General features: G+C 55.8%; 15 protein-coding genes. All 15 read left to right on the top strand.

The features are described from left to right. The 15 genes from OU997_RS01320 to OU997_RS01245 all read left to right on the top strand — a co-directional run bounded on the left by OU997_RS01320 (nucleotide 1) and on the right by OU997_RS01245 (nucleotide 17,500). Entirely contained in the window at nucleotides 1–747 is a 747-nt protein-coding gene (locus OU997_RS01320) for a phosphocholine cytidylyltransferase family protein (protein ID WP_108487317.1), read from the top strand. Then, a complete protein-coding gene (locus tag OU997_RS01315; RefSeq protein ID WP_108487318.1) occupies nucleotides 744–1,277 on the top strand; it encodes an adenylyl-sulfate kinase in 534 nt (177 codons plus the stop codon). The genes OU997_RS01320 and OU997_RS01315 overlap by 4 nt, the downstream gene beginning before the upstream one ends. Continuing rightward, nucleotides 1,274–2,020 carry a class I SAM-dependent methyltransferase gene (locus OU997_RS01310; RefSeq protein WP_108487319.1) on the top strand — a complete coding sequence of 249 codons (747 nt, stop codon included), beginning with the start codon at nucleotides 1,274–1,276 and terminating at the stop codon, nucleotides 2,018–2,020. The genes OU997_RS01315 and OU997_RS01310 overlap by 4 nt, the downstream gene beginning before the upstream one ends. A 19-nt stretch (nucleotides 2,021–2,039) precedes the next feature. Beyond that, nucleotides 2,040–3,137, top strand: a complete 1,098-nt coding sequence (locus tag OU997_RS01305; protein WP_267808629.1) for a DegT/DnrJ/EryC1/StrS family aminotransferase — start codon at nucleotides 2,040–2,042, stop codon at nucleotides 3,135–3,137. Then, nucleotides 3,137–4,081, top strand: coding sequence for a WxcM-like domain-containing protein (locus OU997_RS20825; RefSeq protein WP_108487321.1), 945 nt, complete (start codon nucleotides 3,137–3,139; stop codon nucleotides 4,079–4,081). Before OU997_RS01305 ends, OU997_RS20825 begins: the two co-directional genes overlap by 1 nt. Continuing rightward, on the top strand, nucleotides 4,078–5,151 hold the full coding sequence (locus tag OU997_RS01290; RefSeq protein WP_108487322.1) for a CDP-glycerol glycerophosphotransferase family protein: 1,074 nt from the start codon (nucleotides 4,078–4,080) through the stop codon (nucleotides 5,149–5,151). Before OU997_RS20825 ends, OU997_RS01290 begins: the two co-directional genes overlap by 4 nt. Before the next feature lie 14 nt (nucleotides 5,152–5,165). Next, nucleotides 5,166–9,476 (top strand): glycosyltransferase, encoded by a 4,311-nt coding sequence (locus tag OU997_RS01285; protein WP_267808628.1) that lies wholly within the window; start codon nucleotides 5,166–5,168, stop codon nucleotides 9,474–9,476. Between the two features lie 272 nt (nucleotides 9,477–9,748). Continuing rightward, nucleotides 9,749–11,251, top strand: a complete 1,503-nt coding sequence (locus OU997_RS01280; protein WP_108487324.1) for a flagellin — start codon at nucleotides 9,749–9,751, stop codon at nucleotides 11,249–11,251. A 72-nt stretch (nucleotides 11,252–11,323) separates the two neighbouring features. Then, a complete protein-coding gene (locus OU997_RS01275; protein ID WP_108487325.1) occupies nucleotides 11,324–11,716 on the top strand; it encodes a flagellar protein FlaG in 393 nt (130 codons plus the stop codon). A 76-nt stretch (nucleotides 11,717–11,792) separates the two neighbouring features. After that, a complete protein-coding gene (gene fliD / locus OU997_RS01270; RefSeq protein ID WP_108487326.1) occupies nucleotides 11,793–13,250 on the top strand; it encodes a flagellar filament capping protein FliD in 1,458 nt (485 codons plus the stop codon). 2 nt (nucleotides 13,251–13,252) lie between these two features. Beyond that, on the top strand, nucleotides 13,253–13,645 hold the full coding sequence (fliS, locus tag OU997_RS01265) for a flagellar export chaperone FliS (RefSeq protein ID WP_108487327.1): 393 nt from the start codon (nucleotides 13,253–13,255) through the stop codon (nucleotides 13,643–13,645). A 71-nt stretch (nucleotides 13,646–13,716) separates the two neighbouring features. Continuing rightward, on the top strand, nucleotides 13,717–14,097 hold the full coding sequence (gene fliS, locus OU997_RS01260; RefSeq protein ID WP_108487328.1) for a flagellar export chaperone FliS: 381 nt from the start codon (nucleotides 13,717–13,719) through the stop codon (nucleotides 14,095–14,097). 25 nt (nucleotides 14,098–14,122) lie between these two features. Further along, nucleotides 14,123–14,419: a flagellar protein FliT gene (locus OU997_RS01255; RefSeq protein WP_108487329.1), complete on the top strand. Its 297-nt coding sequence runs from the start codon at nucleotides 14,123–14,125 to the stop codon at nucleotides 14,417–14,419. Nucleotides 14,420–14,633: 214 nt separating this feature from the next. Beyond that, entirely contained in the window at nucleotides 14,634–16,106 is a 1,473-nt protein-coding gene (locus tag OU997_RS01250; protein ID WP_108487330.1) for a sigma-54 dependent transcriptional regulator, read from the top strand. Nucleotides 16,107–16,291: 185 nt separating this feature from the next. Then, nucleotides 16,292–17,500, top strand: a complete 1,209-nt coding sequence (locus OU997_RS01245) for a sensor histidine kinase (RefSeq protein ID WP_267808627.1) — start codon at nucleotides 16,292–16,294, stop codon at nucleotides 17,498–17,500.

Genomic DNA, 17,500 nt, shown 5'->3' with positions numbered 1-17,500 from the left:
ATGCGAGGTTTGATCCTGGCTGCTGGTCGAGGCAGTCGAATGAAAGCGCTGACCGACCATCAGCCCAAGTGTTTTGCCGTCCTGCATGGCCGGCGTTTGCTTGATTGGCAAGTGTCAGCATTACACGGCGCGGGTATTGAACACGTCGCTCTGGTGCGTGGGTATTGTGGTGAGGCTTTTGACCTTGATCTGCACTATCTGGAGAACCCGTTGTGGGCTAGCAGCAACATGGTGCGCACGCTGCTGGCGGCTGACGAATGGCTGTCTGGCGACGATTGCATCGTCAGTTACAGCGATATTGTCTACACCGCCAATACGGTGATGTCGCTCGCCGCTAACCCTGCGGCGCTGGCCATCGCCTATGACCCCAACTGGTTAACCTTATGGTCGCAGCGCTTCACTGATCCGCTGGCCGATGCGGAAAGTTTTTCCCTTGATCAGCAAGGTGACTTGGCGACGATTGGGGAGCGTTGCACATCCGTCGCGCAGATACAGGGCCAGTACATGGGCCTGCTGAAATTTACCCCGGCCGCCTGGGCACGCATCAGGCAATGGTTGTTGAGCCTGGAGGCGAGCGACGTTGATCGGCTGGATATGACGACTCTGCTGCGGCGGCTGTTGGCCACGGGCGAGCGTATAGCCGTGTCGCCAGTGGTGGGCCCCTGGGGCGAAGTGGACGCCTGTGAGGACCTTGAGCTCTATCACCGCCTGCTATCAGCCCAGGCCCTGGCCGGTGGCCCCCAATGAGCCGCGTGATCTGGATTACCGGATTGTCCGGTGCCGGCAAAAGTACGCTGGCGCGCGCGCTGACTGAACACCTGCGTGAGGGCGGGGATGCCGTCGTATTGCTGGACGGAGATGAGCTGCGCGAAGTGTTTGGGGCTGTAGCCAATAGTCAGGCCAATCACGGTCGTGAAGGGCGTCTTGGCTTGGCCATGCAATATGCGCATTTATGCCAGGTACTGGCCCGGCAGGGGCTCACTGTAGTCATCGCGACCATTTCGCTGTTCCGTGAAGTGCATGCCTGGAACCGTGAGCATCTGCCCGGTTATCGCGAGGTCTACTTGAAGGTACCGCTTGATGAGCTTCGTCGTCGCGATCCTAAAGGCCTTTACCAACGTTTCGATGCAGGTGAGATTCGGCATGTGGCCGGTCTGGATCTGCCTATCGATGAACCGCTGAGCGCAGATCTGATACTGGATTATCAGCCCGGCCTGTCGGTTGATCTCATGCTCCAAGCCCTTGTGAAACTAGCCGAACAAGAGATGCCAAGATGAAAACAGAATGGGACTATACCTCGCTCGCTGATGCCTATCTCAAGCGACCGGACTACGCGGATGCGGCAATTGATGCCATGTTGGCAATCGCCGGTTTAACGCAGGGGCGCATCTGCGATGTGGGTGCCGGTGTCGCGCATTTGACGCTGATGCTTGCCGCCCGCCAGTTTCAGGTGACGGCCGTTGAACCCAACGATGCGATGCGTGCCAATGGCATCAAACGCACCGCCAGCTTTGCCAACGTCAATTGGTTTGAAGGCACCGGCGAGCAGACCGGACAGCAGGATGGCCAGTTTGACATGGTCACTTTCGGTAGCTCGTTCAATGTGTGCGACCGCCCCAAGGCACTGCTGGAAACCGTGCGCATCCTCAAACCTGCTGGCTGGTTCGCGTGCATGTGGAACCATCGTCGTCTGGACGATCCGATCCAGAACGAAATCGAAAACATCATCAAGGCCGAGGTGTCAGGCTACGGCTATGGCACCCGCCGTGAAGACCAGACGGCCATCATCGATGGCAGCGGTCTGTTCGGCCCGGTGGTGCATCTGGATGCCAATGTGATGCATGAACAGTCCATCGAAGAGTGCGTTGAGGCATGGCGCTCTCACGCCACCCTGCAGCGTCAGGCTGGCGATCGTTTCTTGGCGGTGGTTGATGCCATTGAGCACTACCTTGCCAGCCTCAAGACTTCGCATATCCAGATCCCGTATTCGACTAACGTGTGGGTGGCTCAGCGTCGCTGAGCTACCAGTAGGTAACCCTATGCTGCCGATCAACGACCTGCACCGTCACAACCAGCCGTTGCTTGATGACTTGCAACGCGCAATGGAACGAGTCTTGCGGCGTGGTTACTACATCCTGGGGCCGGAAGGTCAGGCCTTTGAGCATGCGTTTGCCAACTATCTCGAGGTCGTGGATGCCGTGGCTGTGGGTAACGGTACCGATGCCCTGGAGTTGGCACTGCGCGCCCTGAAAGTTGGCTCTGGCGATGAGGTGATTACGGTCGCGAACGCTGGTATGTATGCCAGCAGTGCTATTCGGGCCGTGGGGGCAGAGCCGCGTTATGTGGACATCGAACCGGTGCACCTATTGATGGATGTCTCATTGGTTGCGCAGCTGATCGGGCCGCGTACGCGTGCAGTCATTGCCACTCACCTTTATGGTCGAATGGCGGATGTAGGGCGTTTGCGTGCGTTGTGTGATGGTGCCGGTATCGCGCTGATCGAAGATTGTGCTCAGGCCCATGGCGCTCGGCGTGATGGGCGAGCAGCCGGTGCCTGGGGGCACCTTTCAACGTTCAGTTTCTACCCAACCAAAAACCTGGGTGCGCTCGGCGATGGTGGCCTTGTTTCCGGTACGGATCATGATGCCTTGGGCCGCGTGCGTCAGCTGCGTCAGTATGGCTGGGGCAGCAAGTATCAGGTGGTTGTTGGCGGCGGCCGCAATAGTCGTCTTGATGAGTTGCAAGCGGCCGTTCTCCTGGAGAAGTTGCCTCATCTAGACCGCTGGAATGAGCAGCGCAGGGACGTTGCCCGGGCATACCGCGCAGGGCTATCCAATCTCGGTTGGGTGTTGCCGGGTGAGCCTCATGACGATGATGTGTGCCATCTCTTTGTCGTGCAGTTGCCGGCGCGTGATGAGGTACGCAAACGCCTCGCCGAGGCTGGTGTCGGCAGTGATGTTCATTACCCCATTGCGGATCATCTGCAGGGCGGTGGACAGGCTGAGGCCGTGTCTTTGCCTGTAACCGTAGCTGTTACGCCGCGCTTGATGAGCCTGCCATGTTTCCCCGAGCTGACTGAAACCGAGATATCGACAGTCATTGCTGCATGTCAGCAGGCTGTAAAAGGAGTCGCCTAATGAGTGGCTTTATGGTGCATCCTCAAGGGCTTTGTGAAACCGCTCATGTGGGCGAGGGAACTCGGATATGGGCGTTTTCCCATGTGTTACCGGGCGCCAGCCTGGGGCGTGACTGCAATATCTGTGACCATGTGTTCATCGAAAATGATGTTGTCCTTGGTGATCGCGTCACGGTTAAGTGTGGCGTACAGCTGTGGGACGGTTTGCGTATCGAGGACGATGTATTTATCGGTCCGAATGCCACGTTCACCAACGATCGCTTTCCCCGCAGCAAGCAATATCCCGAGCGGTTTTTGGCGACTAAGGTCGAACGAGGGGCGTCGATCGGGGCGAACGCCACCGTCCTTCCGGGGTTGACCATTGGCCGCTATGCCATGGTGGGTGCTGGCGCTGTGGTGACTCATTCAGTGCCGCCCTATGCAATTGTGGTAGGTAATCCTGCCCGCATCGTGGGGTATTCCACTACGGTTCCAGCGCAGGCGGATGCTGTGGCACCGACTCAGACTGATCAGCGATACGCGTCGCGCGTGAGTGGGGTCGTGCTCCAGCATTTCGCTCTTCATGAGGACATGCGTGGTGCATTAACCGTGGGTAGTTTTTCCAGTGAGATTCCTTTCGAACCGAAGCGCTACTTCATGGTGTTCAACGTTCCCAGCAAAGATGTACGAGGCGAACATGCACATAAAGTGTGTGAGCAGTTCTTGATTTGTACTCAGGGCACTGTTCGCGTGATGGCGGATGACGGCCATGCGCGAGAGGAGTTCCTCTTGGATAAAAACAATAAAGGGTTGTATCTGCCTGCCGGTATTTGGGCCAGCCAATATGCATATAGTGCGGACGCTGTTTTGCTGGTTTTTGCATCACACGATTACGACTCGCAGGACTACCTGCGCGATTACAGCGAGTTTCTGAACTGGATCGGTTCGCAGGGAGTGGGTGAATGAATCGAGAAGTTATCTGCTATTGCCTCCATACCTCGCACGTTCTCAACCTGGGGGGCATTCCAGAGCTGTTAGCCAAGCAGGGTTGGCGAGTGCGCTGTTACAACGCGTTTGCCCAAGCCGCGTTCCCTGGCGAGCTGCAAAAAGGCGTCGAATATCATTTTGAAACGTCCCAGCAGCAACTTGCTGCTGAGCAGGCAGATTTGTATTTGACGCCTCTTGTTGGGCAGTCCAGTCATTTCCCGCGTGGCGCCAAGCGGGTGCACTTTCTGGTGTCTCTTACCAGTTTGGAAGGTGTGTACGACGAGTCCATGTTCGATCACTTCGATGCGATTGTCTGTGCGGGTCGCCACCACATGGAAGAGTTTGCTGCGTTAGGTCAGCGCCGCGGCTGGGGTGGCAAGGTGCTGTTGCCAGTGGGGTATCCCAAGCTGGATGGCCAGCGTTGTGCCTTGGCGGCATCCAGCGATCATCCGCGCGAGGGCGCCACGACGGTGGTGTTTGCACCTACGCATGCCTATTACGTGAATCAGAGCTATTCGGTGCTGGGGCGCTATGGCGAACAGCTGATTGAAAAGGTCCTGGGCGCAGGCATGAGGCTGATTTTCAGGCCGCATATGGAATCCTGGCGGGATCAGGATAAACCGGTGGTCGAGCATATTGTGGCGCGTTTCTCAGGCGTTGAAGGGTTTGAGCTGGACCGTTCGGCCAACTACTTCTCCAGCTATGCACGCAGCGACATGATGTTGACTGATGTTTCGGGTACTGGCTTCACCTTTGCTTTCACATTTGGCCGTCCTGCTCTGTTTTTTGCGCCGCAGGCTGAGGTGGAAGAGGGCAAAAGCGGTATCCAGTTCGAATGCCGGGACAACATTGGTTTAGTCGTGCGCGACGTTGATCATTTGGTTGAACGACTCCAGTTGACCAAGCGCCATGAGCAGTTTTTGCAAGTGCGAATTGAAGAGTTGCGGGATTACCTGTTGTTCAATCCAATGACCAGCGAGCGCTATTTCGTTGAGCATGTCGACGCCCTGGTGAATGGGCGTTATCCATCCGATTGGCGGGTGGTCTGATGCGAGGGGGCTGTGTGACCAATATTCGACCCGATGTCACGGTCGCCGTGATGTCCTACAACAACAGTGCCTACATCGCGCAGACGATAGAGTCAGTGCTGGCCCAAGAGGGTGTCAGCCTGGAGCTGTTTGTATTTGATGACTGTTCGACAGATCAGACTCTCGATGTGCTGCAACGCTACACGAGTGATGCGCGTTTTTCATATGAGGTTAATCAGAACAACCTCGGCATGATGGGTAACTACAACCGCTGTTTGCGAGCGGGTACAGGGCGTTTCGTCGTTGTCCTGGGTTCGGATGATCTTCTTTACCCTGGTCATTTAGCAAACCAGGTGGCGGCTTTGGAGTTACATCCGGAGTCCGACCTGGTCTACACCCAGTGCCAGTGGATTGATGAAACAGGTGCGGCGACTCAACAGCCAGTCCACCCCGGGCATCGCCTTTGTTCGTATTTTGGTCGACGTGATGAAGTTGTCGACCTGCTGAGTTTCGATAACTACATCACCCCATCTGCCGTTATGTTCCGACGTGCTGTTTTTGCGCATGTGCAACTTGTTGATGGGAATGTGCACCGCCCTGATCTGGTGGCGGGGGATTGGGAACTCTGGACGCGGATCGCTCGGCATAATCCAGACTTTGTATTTCTGCGCCAGCGCACTGTCGGCTACCGCGTGCACGGCGGGCAAATTTCCCAGAGTTTCTACTCGTCCTCAAAACCGCTGTTAGAACATACGGAGATTCTGGAGCTCAACCTGGCTTGCCCTGAGGTTTTGCCGCGTTTACGGGCAAAAGCCAGTCTGATATGGGATCTCTATCAGCGCCGGCAGAGCCAGTATTCTCAAGAGGTGAGGGCGCAGATTGCTGATCGCGTCGCAGCTATTCACCGCGCGTTGTTTGCCTCTGAGCGTGCAGAAGATACATCGGCGCCCATGTTTTCGATCATTCTCACGACCTACAACCGCCCCGGGTTGTTGATCGATGCCTTACACAGTGTTCAGAACCAGGCGTGGCAGGACTACGAGCTGATCGTGATCAATGACGCAGGCGAGCCTGTGGAGCACGTGCTGGCTCAGGTTGATATGCCGGTGACCTACGTGCGTCAGGGGCGTAACCAGGGGTTGTCGGCTGCGCGAAATGCCGGTTTGAAATTGGCGCGGGGACGTTACATCGTCTATCTGGACGACGATGACATCTATCTGCCTAATCATCTTGCTGTATTGGCCGAAGCCTTCGTGCGCGATCCAGGCAGCGTCATCTACACCGGTGTCGAATACGTCAGTGAGCGGCTTGAAGGCGAGCAGCGAATTGAGCTGGCGCGCAGCCAACCCTACTGCCATGAGGTTTTTGATCGGGATCGGCTGTTCACCCAGAATTACATACCGGTCAATACCTGGGCGCACCCGCGCGAGATGTTGAATGTGGTGGGTGAATTCGACACTGGATTGGCGGCGTTTGAAGACTGGGACATGCTCCTGCGTCTCGCCACGCATTATCCCTTTGTCCATGTGCCGCTGGTGACGACCGAAGTCCACACTCGTCAACAGAGTGCTGCGGGCGAACATATGCTGGGGCGAGAGAGAAAGAATTTTCCCGCGCTCTATCAGATGCTTTATCAACGTTACCCAGGATCGCAAGCGGGGCCGCTACAGCGCGCCCGCGAAGACATGCTGCAACGTCTGGGTGTGTCGTCGGGAGCCTCGCGCGAGGCCTACACCTTGCAGCATTGGTTGGCGCAGCGTTTACCCACCCAAGCAGAAAATCGTCTGATTAACCAGCACCTGCAGGAGCAGGGTGGTGGTCCGTTAATCGGCATCATGGTGCTGGATGTTGAGGGGCAGTCAGCCCCCTTGATGAAAACGCTAAAGAGCTTGATTGGTGAGCATTGTTTGTATGCCACCCTGAAAATTGTCGTGCTGACAAGCAGCCGTGATACGCCAGCCACGTCGGCGCAAGACAAGCTGCACTTTGTCCATATGACGGATGAAGATTTGGCATCGCAGCTCAATCGGCTGTTGGCTGACAGTGAGGTCTCCTGGTTTATGTTGGCCCGAGCGGGGGATGAATTTACTTCCAGCGGCTTGATGATTGCGGGGCTCGAGTTGGCGGCGAACCCGGGTTGCCGTGCGGTATACGGTGATCAGTTGCAGCGTCTTCCAGATGGTGCTTTGGGGGGGGCATTTCTCCCGGCATTCAACCTGGATATGTTGCTCAGTTTCCCCTTGGTTATGGCGCGTTACTGGTTGTTTCGTCGTGACATTGTGCTGGATCTGGGTGGTTTTGATGCGCAGTTTTCCGATGCGCTTGAATTTGACCTGATCGCTCGACTCATTGAAGCCCAGGGCTTGGTGGGGCTGGGTCATATTGATGAGCCGCTGGTCATCATTGATGCACCGGTATTGCGTGATAACCCCGATGAGTGCCGCGTGATTGAGCGTCATTTGTTGCAGCGTGGTTATCAGGCGCAGGTTATTCCCGGATTACCGGCGCGCTACCGCATCAATTACGGCCAGATGGACACACCTATGGTGTCCATTGTTATTGCGCTAGAGGCATCCCTGGCCAGCCTGCAGCGCTGTGTGGACAGCCTGCTTGAGAAGACTCGCTATACGAATTACGAAGTTCTCCTGGCAGCACATGATCAGCTGGATGCTTCGACCCAGGCTTGGTTACAGGGCATTAGCGGTTTGGCGGATCCCAAGCTGCAAGTGATTTCAGCCGATACAGCTATGCAGGCGCAGAACACGGCTGCTCTGCATGCGCAGGGTGACTACCTGCTGCTCTTGTCCGCTGAATCAGTTGTGGTCTCTGAAATATGGCTGGATGAGTTGCTGAACCATGCACAACGACCTGAAGTCGGGGTGGTGGGGGGCAAACTGCTGCGCAGTGATGGGCATGTCGATCAGGCTGGTTTGTTGTTGGGGCTTCGCGGACCTGCGTCGCGCGCTTTTGCCGGTGAGGCAATTGACAGCGCAGGGTATATGCAGCGGCTGCAGGTTGATCAGAATTACACGGCTGTCGGCGAGGCTTGCCTGATGGTACGCACCGACATCTTCCGCCAATTGGGCGGATTGGATGTCACGTTGAGTGCATATCGCGATGTGGATTTCTGTTTGCGCGTGCGTGCCGCCGGTTATCTGACTGTATGGGCGGCCCATGCGCTGCTTATGCACGAGCAAGAGTACAGAGAGCCGGATGTTGCTGAGCAGGATGCATTTTATGAGCGTCACTTGTCAGCGATTGCGCATGATCCGGCTTATAACCGAAACCTGGCATTGAGCGGGCGTGGTTTTGATCTGGAAGTCGATGCCGGTCTGACATGGCGCCCTCTTACGTGGCGGCCTCTGCCAGTGGTGCTGACTCACCCTGCTGATCCTTATGGTTGTGGGCACTATCGTGTAATCAAGCCATTTTCAGCGCTGAAAGATGCTGGGCTGGTCGATGGCATGATGTCCTTTGGGTTGCTTCAGGTGCCTGATCTGGAACGCTTGAAGCCCGATGTGATTGTGTTGCAGCGCCAGATCGGCGATGACCGACTGGAGGCGATGCGCAGGATCAAGAAGTTCTCCCGAGCATTCACCATTTATGAGCTGGATGACTACCTGCCTAACCTCCCAATCAAGAGTGTTCACCGAGCGCAAATGCCTAAAGATGTTTTCAAGTCTTTGCGCCGAGGGCTGAGCTTTGTGGATCGCTTTACGGTGTCTACCGAGCCGTTGGCGGAAGCTTTTTCCGGTTTACATGATGATATTCGAGTCATAGAGAACCGCTTGCCGCTCGATTGGTGGAGCGATCTCTCTGCGGCTCGGCGTCGTGGGGCCAAACCTCGCGTTGGTTGGGCTGGTGGTATCAGTCACACCGGTGACCTGGAATTGATTTTCGATGTAGTCAGAGAGCTGGCTGGAGAGGTTGAGTGGGTCTTTATGGGTATGTGCCCGGACAAAATCCGCCCTTATGTGCATGAGGTGCATGCGGGAGTTGATATCGAGCGTTACCCGGCGGCTTTGGCCAAGCTGGATTTGGATCTGGCGTTGGCTCCGGTTGAGCAGAACCTGTTCAACGAGTGCAAAAGCAACCTGCGTCTTCTGGAATACGGTGCCTGTGGTTTTCCGGTGATTTGCAGTGATCTGGTTTGTTACCGGGGGGCTTTGCCTGTTACCCGAGTCAAGAATCGATTCAAGGATTGGGTCGACGCCATCCGTATGCACATCAATGATCTGGATGCGAGTGCCAGCATGGGCGACGAGCTGCGCAGGCAGGTGCGTGAGGGCTGGATGCTGGAAGGCGCTAACCTTGATGCCTGGCGCGCCTCATGGTTGCCCAACTGATGCCGATACAGTGACGGGCATCGGGGTAGTGGCTTGTTCAGGAACCTGGTAATAGCTGTCGAATTATCGGCAGATGCCAGGTTTCTCCCGCCTTTGATGCATAAGTACTTGTTCTGCTGGCGGAAAAAAAAACAGAGTCAGATGCTAAAGCTACTCTTGAAACCGCCGATACAAAGATCGAATGCGAACTTTATGGGGCGTCTGAGCAAAGCAGGCCCAGAGCTCGCAGGCTCAGACAAACTCAGTAGCACGGTCCTTTGGAGGCAAACACCATGGCCCTTACAGTCAACACAAACGTAGCGTCGCTCAATACTCAGCGTAACCTCAATACCTCATCCAAAGGCCTGGACACCTCGCTGCAGCGCCTGTCCACCGGCTTCCGTATCAACAGTGCCAAGGATGATGCCGCAGGCCTGCAGATCTCCAACCGTCTGACCAGTCAGATCAACGGTTTGAACGTTGCGACCCGTAACTCCAACGACGGTATCTCCCTGGCGCAAACCGCTGAAGGTGCCCTGCAGCAGTCGACTGGTATTCTCCAGCGCATGCGCGACTTGGCTCTGCAGTCTGCCAACGGTTCCAACGGTGCTTCTGAGCGCGCGGCCCTACAGGGTGAAGTGTCCCAGCTCCAGCAAGAGCTGAACCGTATTGCCGATACCACAAGCTTTGGTGGTCGCAAGATTCTTGACGGTTCTTTCGGTTCGCAAAGCTTCCAGGTAGGCGCCAACGCCTATGAAAATATCAACGTATCCATCGGTTCTGCTGCGACTGACCGCATTGGTGTGAACCGTTACACCACCTCTGGCGGTGGTGCGTTCGCCACCAGTGGTGCATTCAGCGCAACCAGCGGCAGCGTCTACAGCTCCTCCGGCTTCAGCATTGACTCCAAGCTGAACAGCTCTGCCACTGCAGTAACTTTTGCTGCCAGTGGTTCGGCCGGTGAGATTGCCTCGGCGGTCAACTCGAAGAGCGACGAAACCGGCGTAACCGCCAACGCCCGTACTGTTGCGCGTCTGGGTACCGTGTCTGCTTCTGGTTCCATCGCGTTCTCTCTGTATGGCGCTAACAGCAAAACAACCTCTACCGAGAACGCGAATATCTCGGCACTGGTCACCGATACTGCTGACCTCTCTTCTCTGGCTGAGGCGATCAACAAGGAAAGCGGTAAGACCGGTATTTCTGCTGTATCGAAAGGCAGCTTCATTGAGCTGGTCAGTGATCGCGGCGATGCGATCAAGATCGAGAACTTCTCCATCAGTGGTACCGCAACCGCATCGTTGGAAGCACGTAACTTTGACGGTTCGGCAATTGTTGGCGCGGCTGTCAGCCTTACCAGCGGTACAACCAACGATGCCCGCGTGGATGGCCAGGTTATCTTTGAAGCACCTGATGCCTTCCAGGTAACCGGTATGGGTGCCGGTGTGGCCAGCGCAGCAGGTGCCAGCAGCTTCAGTACTCTGGACTCGGTGAAGGACATCGATATCAGCACTTCTACTGGCGCTCAGGATGCTCTTGGGATCATCAACGGTGCGATATCCAACATTGACAGTCAGCGTGCCCAGCTCGGTGCTGTGCAGAACCGCTTCGAGAACACCATCTCGAACCTGCAGAACATCTCTGAGAACGCCTCGGCTGCACGTAGCCGGATTCGTGACACCGACTTTGCTGCTGAAACCTCGGAACTGACCAAGAACCAGATCCTGCAACAGGCCGGTACTGCGATCTTGGCCCAGGCCAATCAGCTGCCACAGGCTGTGCTCAGCCTGCTCGGCTAAGGGTAAAGGCGCTAGACTACGGGGAGAAGGGCTTAGCTCTTCTCCCCGTTCCCTCATTCTGAGGAGAGAGTTATGGACATTAGTTCGATTCAGGTTACGTCCGCCCCGAACGTCGTTGCTTCAAAAGCAGAGCGAGCGCCAAGCTCATCTGCAAAAGTTACGACTGATGCTGTTGAGCGTAAGCAGGCTGAAGAGGCTGCAGTGGCCACCGCCACTAAAGCTGAGAGCAGTCCTGCAGCTTCTCGCGAAGAAGTTGAAGCCGCTGTTGCGACAATTCAGGATTTCGTTCAATCGGTCCGGCGCAGTCTCAATTTCTCCCTGGAGGAGGGGAGTGGTCGAGTTGTAGTCAAGGTGACGGATGCAGGTTCGGGTGATGTGATTCGGCAAATTCCTTCAGAAGAAGCGCTGCAGCTTGCAGAAAATCTTTCGGAGGTTCGTAGTCTGTTATTCAAAGCCGAGGCCTGATTCCATTCAATTGGCACGGCTTTTGACTACTTACACCTGTTAGGTGTTTATAGTCATTTTATTGGCGAGGTGAAGCATGGCCGGGATTACGGGCATTGGCTCAGGGATCAAGATCGACGAAATTGTCGCGGCGATGGTCAATGCCGAAAAGGCACCCAAGACCAATCAGCTGGATCGTCTTGAAAAAACCACGGTCTCGCGCATCTCGGCAATGGGTTCGCTAACCAGTGCGCTCAATACATTTAAAACCGCTGTCGATTCGTTGAATAAAACGGCTCTGTTTGAGTCGAGAACAGCCAGTTCATCGAACACCAGTGCGCTCAAGGTAACCGCCACCACAACGGCGCCTGCCGGCAACTACAATGTTCAGGTCAAACAGCTGGCGACCAGTAGCAAGGTTGCATTGCAGTCTGTGTCCGGCGGCAGTGCGGCCACCTTCAATAGCGGTACGCTGAATATTTCCACCGGTAGTTCCAGTTTCGGCGTGGCTATCACGGCGAGCAACAACACCTTGGCCGGTATGCGCGATGCAATCAATGAAGCTGGTAAAGCAACGGGTGTAAGCGCCACCATCATTACCGATGACTCTGGTTCACGTTTGGTATTGAACTCCACCAAGAACGGTGCGGGTAACGATATTCAGGTGGCTGTAACCGAAAACGGTGTGACCACAGGAGCCAATACGCTGACATCCCAGGCGTTTACTCCCACGGTCGCTCCTGGCAACCCCAATGCATTCGTTCCACCAAACTCTACGACGGGTGCTGGTGGTGTCATCACCAAAGCTCAGTCATCGAAAATATCAGTCGATGGCCTGGAGTTGGTGCGTAATACCAACAGTATTACTGATGCGCTTGAGGGGGTGACGCTTGATCTGAGCGCAGCGCAGAGCGCCACTGATCTTGCCGATGGCAAGACTATTAGCGTGACTGTTGGGGTCGACAAAAGCAGTGTGAAGAACAACCTGCAAAAGTTTGTCGATGCTTACAACGCATTGATCAGTACAACATCCCAATTGACCGCCGTGGTTCCTGTCGACGGTGGCAATCCCGTGACCGGCCCTCTACTGGGTGATTCGTCGATCCGCAACGTATTGTCTGGTTTACGCAATGAAATGGTGAAGATGTCGGGCGAAGGCGGTGTGCGTGCATTGGCCGAGCTGGGGATTGCCACTGAAAAGGACGGCAAGCTCAAACTTGATGACACCAAGTTGACCAAGGCACTCAACAATAACTTCGACCAGGTTGCCGGGTATCTGGCGGGTGAGGGTGGCCTGATGGGGCGCTTGTCTAAATCGGTCGGTGCCTACGTTGGCACAGAAGGTGTACTCAAGCAGCGAACTGATGCCCTGCAGGCTACCAAAGTCAGTGTCGATGAGCAGCGCAAAGCCTTGGCCATAAGGGTTGAGAGCTTGAAGACACGGCTCTATGCCCAATACAACGCGATGGATTCCTTGGTAGGACGCTTGCAGAAAACCAGTGAAAGCCTGGCCAATCAGCTTGCCAAGCTGCCAGGTGTTGTGAAAAAGGATTAGTAATGAGCAAGAAGCCGATAGATACCTATAAACAGGTCAATACGAGTCACGATGTCTCGCCTTATCGTACGGTGCAACTGCTGCTTGAGGGCGCGGTACAGCGAGTGATGTTGGCTAAGCATGCGCAAGCTGAAGGGGATGCAGAGGTTCGTGGTTTGGCTGTTGGCAGCACCATCACCATCCTGGGTGTGCTCCAAGCCAGTCTCGACAAGAGTCTGGGAGGGGAAATTGCCGAGAATCTTGATGCTTTGTATGACTACATGACCCGTCGTCTTGCCGGTGTAGCGCTTGACTCTACACCGCGTACGCTGGATGAAGTTCAAGTTCTACTTGAGCAGATCAAAAGTGCCTGGGACGCAATTGGTCCCGAAGTAGAGCCTGCTGCAGTTAGTTGATTTGATTGTTAAAGCTTTGCGCTGGAAAGCCGATATCCAAGGTATCAGGTCAGCAAGAAGCGAGAACAACGATGAACGCTATGGCGGCTCTCAAGCAGTATCAAACCGTCAATACCCAGGCGCAAGCTGTAGAAGCCAGCCCGCATCGCCTGATACAGATGCTGATGGAAGGTGGGCTTACGCGTTTGGCACAAGCGCGCGGGGCAATGGAGCGCGGCCAGGTAGCCCTCAAAGGTGAATTGATCGGGAAGGCGATCGGCATTATCGGTGGCCTGCGTGAAGGGCTTAATCTCGAACAGGGCGGTGAAGTAGCCGAAAATCTGGATCGTTTGTATGAGTACATGACGATGCGCCTGTTAGATGCCAATGTGCAAAACGAAATCGCGCCTCTTGATGAAGTCACTCACCTGTTGCGCAATGTCAAAGCTGGCTGGGACGCCATTGCCGAATGAGGCGTTCCCATCCGAGGAAGTGTTTATGAGTTCATCCGTGAAGCGACTTGAAGAAACCGGTAGTGCCTTGCGGGTAGCCCTGGCGACTCAAGATTGGGCCGCAATCGGTGAGCTGGACCTGCAGTGTCGTCAAGCTGTTGACGAGGCAATGGTTGATTCTGCCGGTGATGAGGACACCCTGCGTGCGCGAATGCAGGAGTTGCTTGATTTGTATCGTGAGCTGGTTCTTGTTTGTCAGAGGGAGCAGCAGCGCTTGTCCCATGAGTTGGTGCAGCTTAACCAGTCTCAGCACGGTGCAAGGGTCTATCAGCTGTTCGGTTGATTGCCTCTCTCTTGCCGATTTCAATCGATGTCGGCCCTGTTACCCCTCTTCTTTTTTGTTACAGCGGCTTAGCTGGCTTTTTGAGCAGCATAAAAGTCACGCCATAAAATTGACTGCGAACAGAAAATTGACTTAACTAGTGCCAATTGTCGGCACTGGCCTGGGCCTTGGGCAGCAGACCGTACTCCCTTCACTCCAGGATCAGTAAATACATATGTGGCGTGAAACCAAGATTCTTCTGATTGACGACAACAGTGAGCGTCGGCGTGACCTGACGGTGATCCTGAACTTTCTGGGTGAAGAGCATCTGGCCTGCGACAGTCAGAGCTGGCGACAGTGTGTGGCTGAACTGTCGTCGAACCGTGAGGTGCTCAGTGTTCTGTTGGGCGAAGTGAGCGCCAAAGGTGGTGTTTTGGAATTGCTCAAGCAACTGGCTGCCTGGGATGAATTTCTGCCGACCTTGCTGATCAATGAGCAGGTGGCGGCGGAGTGGCCGGAAGAACAGCGTCGCAGTGTGCTGGCCTGCTTGGAAATGCCTTTGAGCTACAACAAACTGCTCGACTCGCTGCACCGTGCGCAGGTCTATCGAGAAATGTACGACCAAGCTCGTGAGCGTGGTCGGCAGCGTGAAACCAACCTGTTCCGCAGCCTGGTGGGCACCAGTCGGGCCATTCAGCAGGTGCGGCAGATGATGCAGCAGGTGGCCGATACCGAGGCCAGCGTGCTGATCCTTGGTGAGTCGGGCACGGGTAAGGAAGTGGTCGCGCGTAACTTGCATTACCACTCCAAGCGTCGGGAAGCGCCTTTTGTTCCGGTCAACTGCGGTGCGATTCCTGCCGAGTTGCTTGAGAGCGAGTTGTTCGGCCACGAGAAGGGTGCCTTTACCGGTGCGATCACCAGCCGGGCTGGGCGTTTTGAACTGGCCAATGGCGGCACCCTGTTCCTCGATGAAATCGGCGACATGCCGCTACCGATGCAGGTGAAATTGCTACGCGTACTGCAGGAACGCACCTTCGAACGGGTGGGCAGCAACAAGACCCAGAGCGCTGATGTGCGGATCATTGCTGCAACGCACAAGAACCTCGAAAAGATGATCGAAGACGGCAGCTTCCGTGAGGATCTGTATTACCGTCTCAACGTTTTCCCGATCGAGATGGCCCCGCTGCGTGAGCGCATCGAGGATATTCCGCTGTTAATGAATGAGCTGATCTCGCGCATGGAGTTCGAAAAGCGTGGCTCCATTCGTTTCAACTCGGCAGCGATCATGTCGCTGTGCCAGCATGACTGGGCAGGCAACGTGCGTGAATTGGCCAACCTGGTCGAGCGTATGGCGATCATGCATCCCTATGGTGTGATTGGTGTCGGTGAGCTGCCGAAGAAATTTCGCCATGTCGATGACGAAGACGAGCACATGGTGGCGACTCTGCGTGATGAGTTGGATGAGCGTGCCACCATCATGGCCGGTTTGCCTGGCGTGGATTCGATGGCCATGCTGCCGCCGGAAGGTTTGGATCTGAAGGACTATCTGGGCAATCTTGAGCAGGGCTTGATCCAGCAGGCACTCGACGATGCTAGTGGCGTCGTCGCGCGTGCCGCCGAACGGCTGCGAATTCGCCGCACCACCCTGGTTGAAAAAATGCGTAAGTACGGTATGAATCGGCGTGATGATGAGGAGCTGGACGACTGATCTTTGTTTGTCAGGCAATCGTCAGTGACTTGGCGCTTGCTCCTTCAATAAAGCCGAAGGTTTGACGAAGCCTTCGGCTTTATTTTTATGGCTTTGATTTTAAAAGGATATTTTTTCAGGCACGGGTATTGCTAACTCTCTCGCAACTGACTGTCTTATGACGGCTCGCTGCGCGAGAGAGAACCATGAACGCTAACGTCCAACGCCCTGAAGAATCCGAAGCGCCCGCTCCCGTAGAGCAGGCCAGCCGTGCCGGGCTCGAACAGGCCTTTGCCCTCTTCAACCAGATGTCGACCCAGCTCAGTGCCTCATACAGCATGCTGGAGGCCCGAGTGACTGAACTCAAGGGCCAGTTGGCGTTGGTCAGTGCCCAGCGTATGCAGGAGCTGGCCGAGAAGGAGCGCTTGGCTCACCGTCTGCAGAGTCTGCTGGATCTGCTGCCGGGCGGAGTGATCGTGATTGATGGCCAGGGCGTGGTGCGCGAGGCCAACCCGGTGGCGCGTAATCTGCTGGGCTTACCTCTGGTGGGTATGCTCTGGCGTCAGGTGATTGCCCGTAATTTTGCGCCACGTGAAGACGATGGCCATGAAATCTCCTTGAAGGACGGTCGGCGTTTGTCGATTGCCACTCGTTCTTTACACGCCGAACCAGGCCAGCTGGTGCTGTTGACCGATCTGACAGAAACCCGGCGCTTGCAGGATCAATTGTCCCGGCATGAACGCTTGTCGGCTCTCGGGCGTATGGTGGCGTCTCTGGCTCATCAGATCCGCACACCGCTTTCCGCTGCTCTTTTGTATGCCAGTCATCTGACGGAGCAGGTACTGCCGGCTGAGCAGCAGCAGCGTTTTGCGGGGCGTCTGAAAGAGCGCCTGCATGAGCTGGAGCATCAGGTGCGTGACATGCTGATCTTTGCTCGCGGTGAACTGCCACTGCCAGATCGTCTGGCTCCAGTCGCTTTGTTTGATGCGCTACGCGGTGCTGCCGAGCCGCACGTTCTAGGGATGCAGGTGCGCTGGCAATGCGATAGCCGGATGGGCGAGTTGCTGTGCAACCGCGACACCCTGGTAGGCAGCGTACTCAATCTGGTTAACAACGCGATTCAGGCCGGTGGCCGCGAGGCGCGCCTGAAAATTCATCTGTATCAGCGCGGTGAAACAGTGCGCCTGTGTATCAGCGATAACGGCCCGGGCATCGACAGCGTGACGCTGGCGCGGCTTGGCGAGCCTTTCTTTACCACCAAAACCACCGGCACCGGGCTTGGCCTGGCCGTGGTCAAGGCAGTGGCGCGCGCCCATCAGGGGGATGTGCAACTGCGTTCGCGGCCGGGACGTGGCACATGCGCCATTCTCACCTTGCCGCTGCTTGGTGCTTCGCACCCTTTGATTCAGGAGTAA

This window comes from Pseudomonas sp. SL4(2022), from assembly GCF_026625725.1.
In the GTDB taxonomy this organism is placed as follows: Bacteria; Pseudomonadota; Gammaproteobacteria; order Pseudomonadales; family Pseudomonadaceae; genus Aquipseudomonas.
This window is presented reverse-complemented; position numbering and strand designations above follow the sequence as displayed.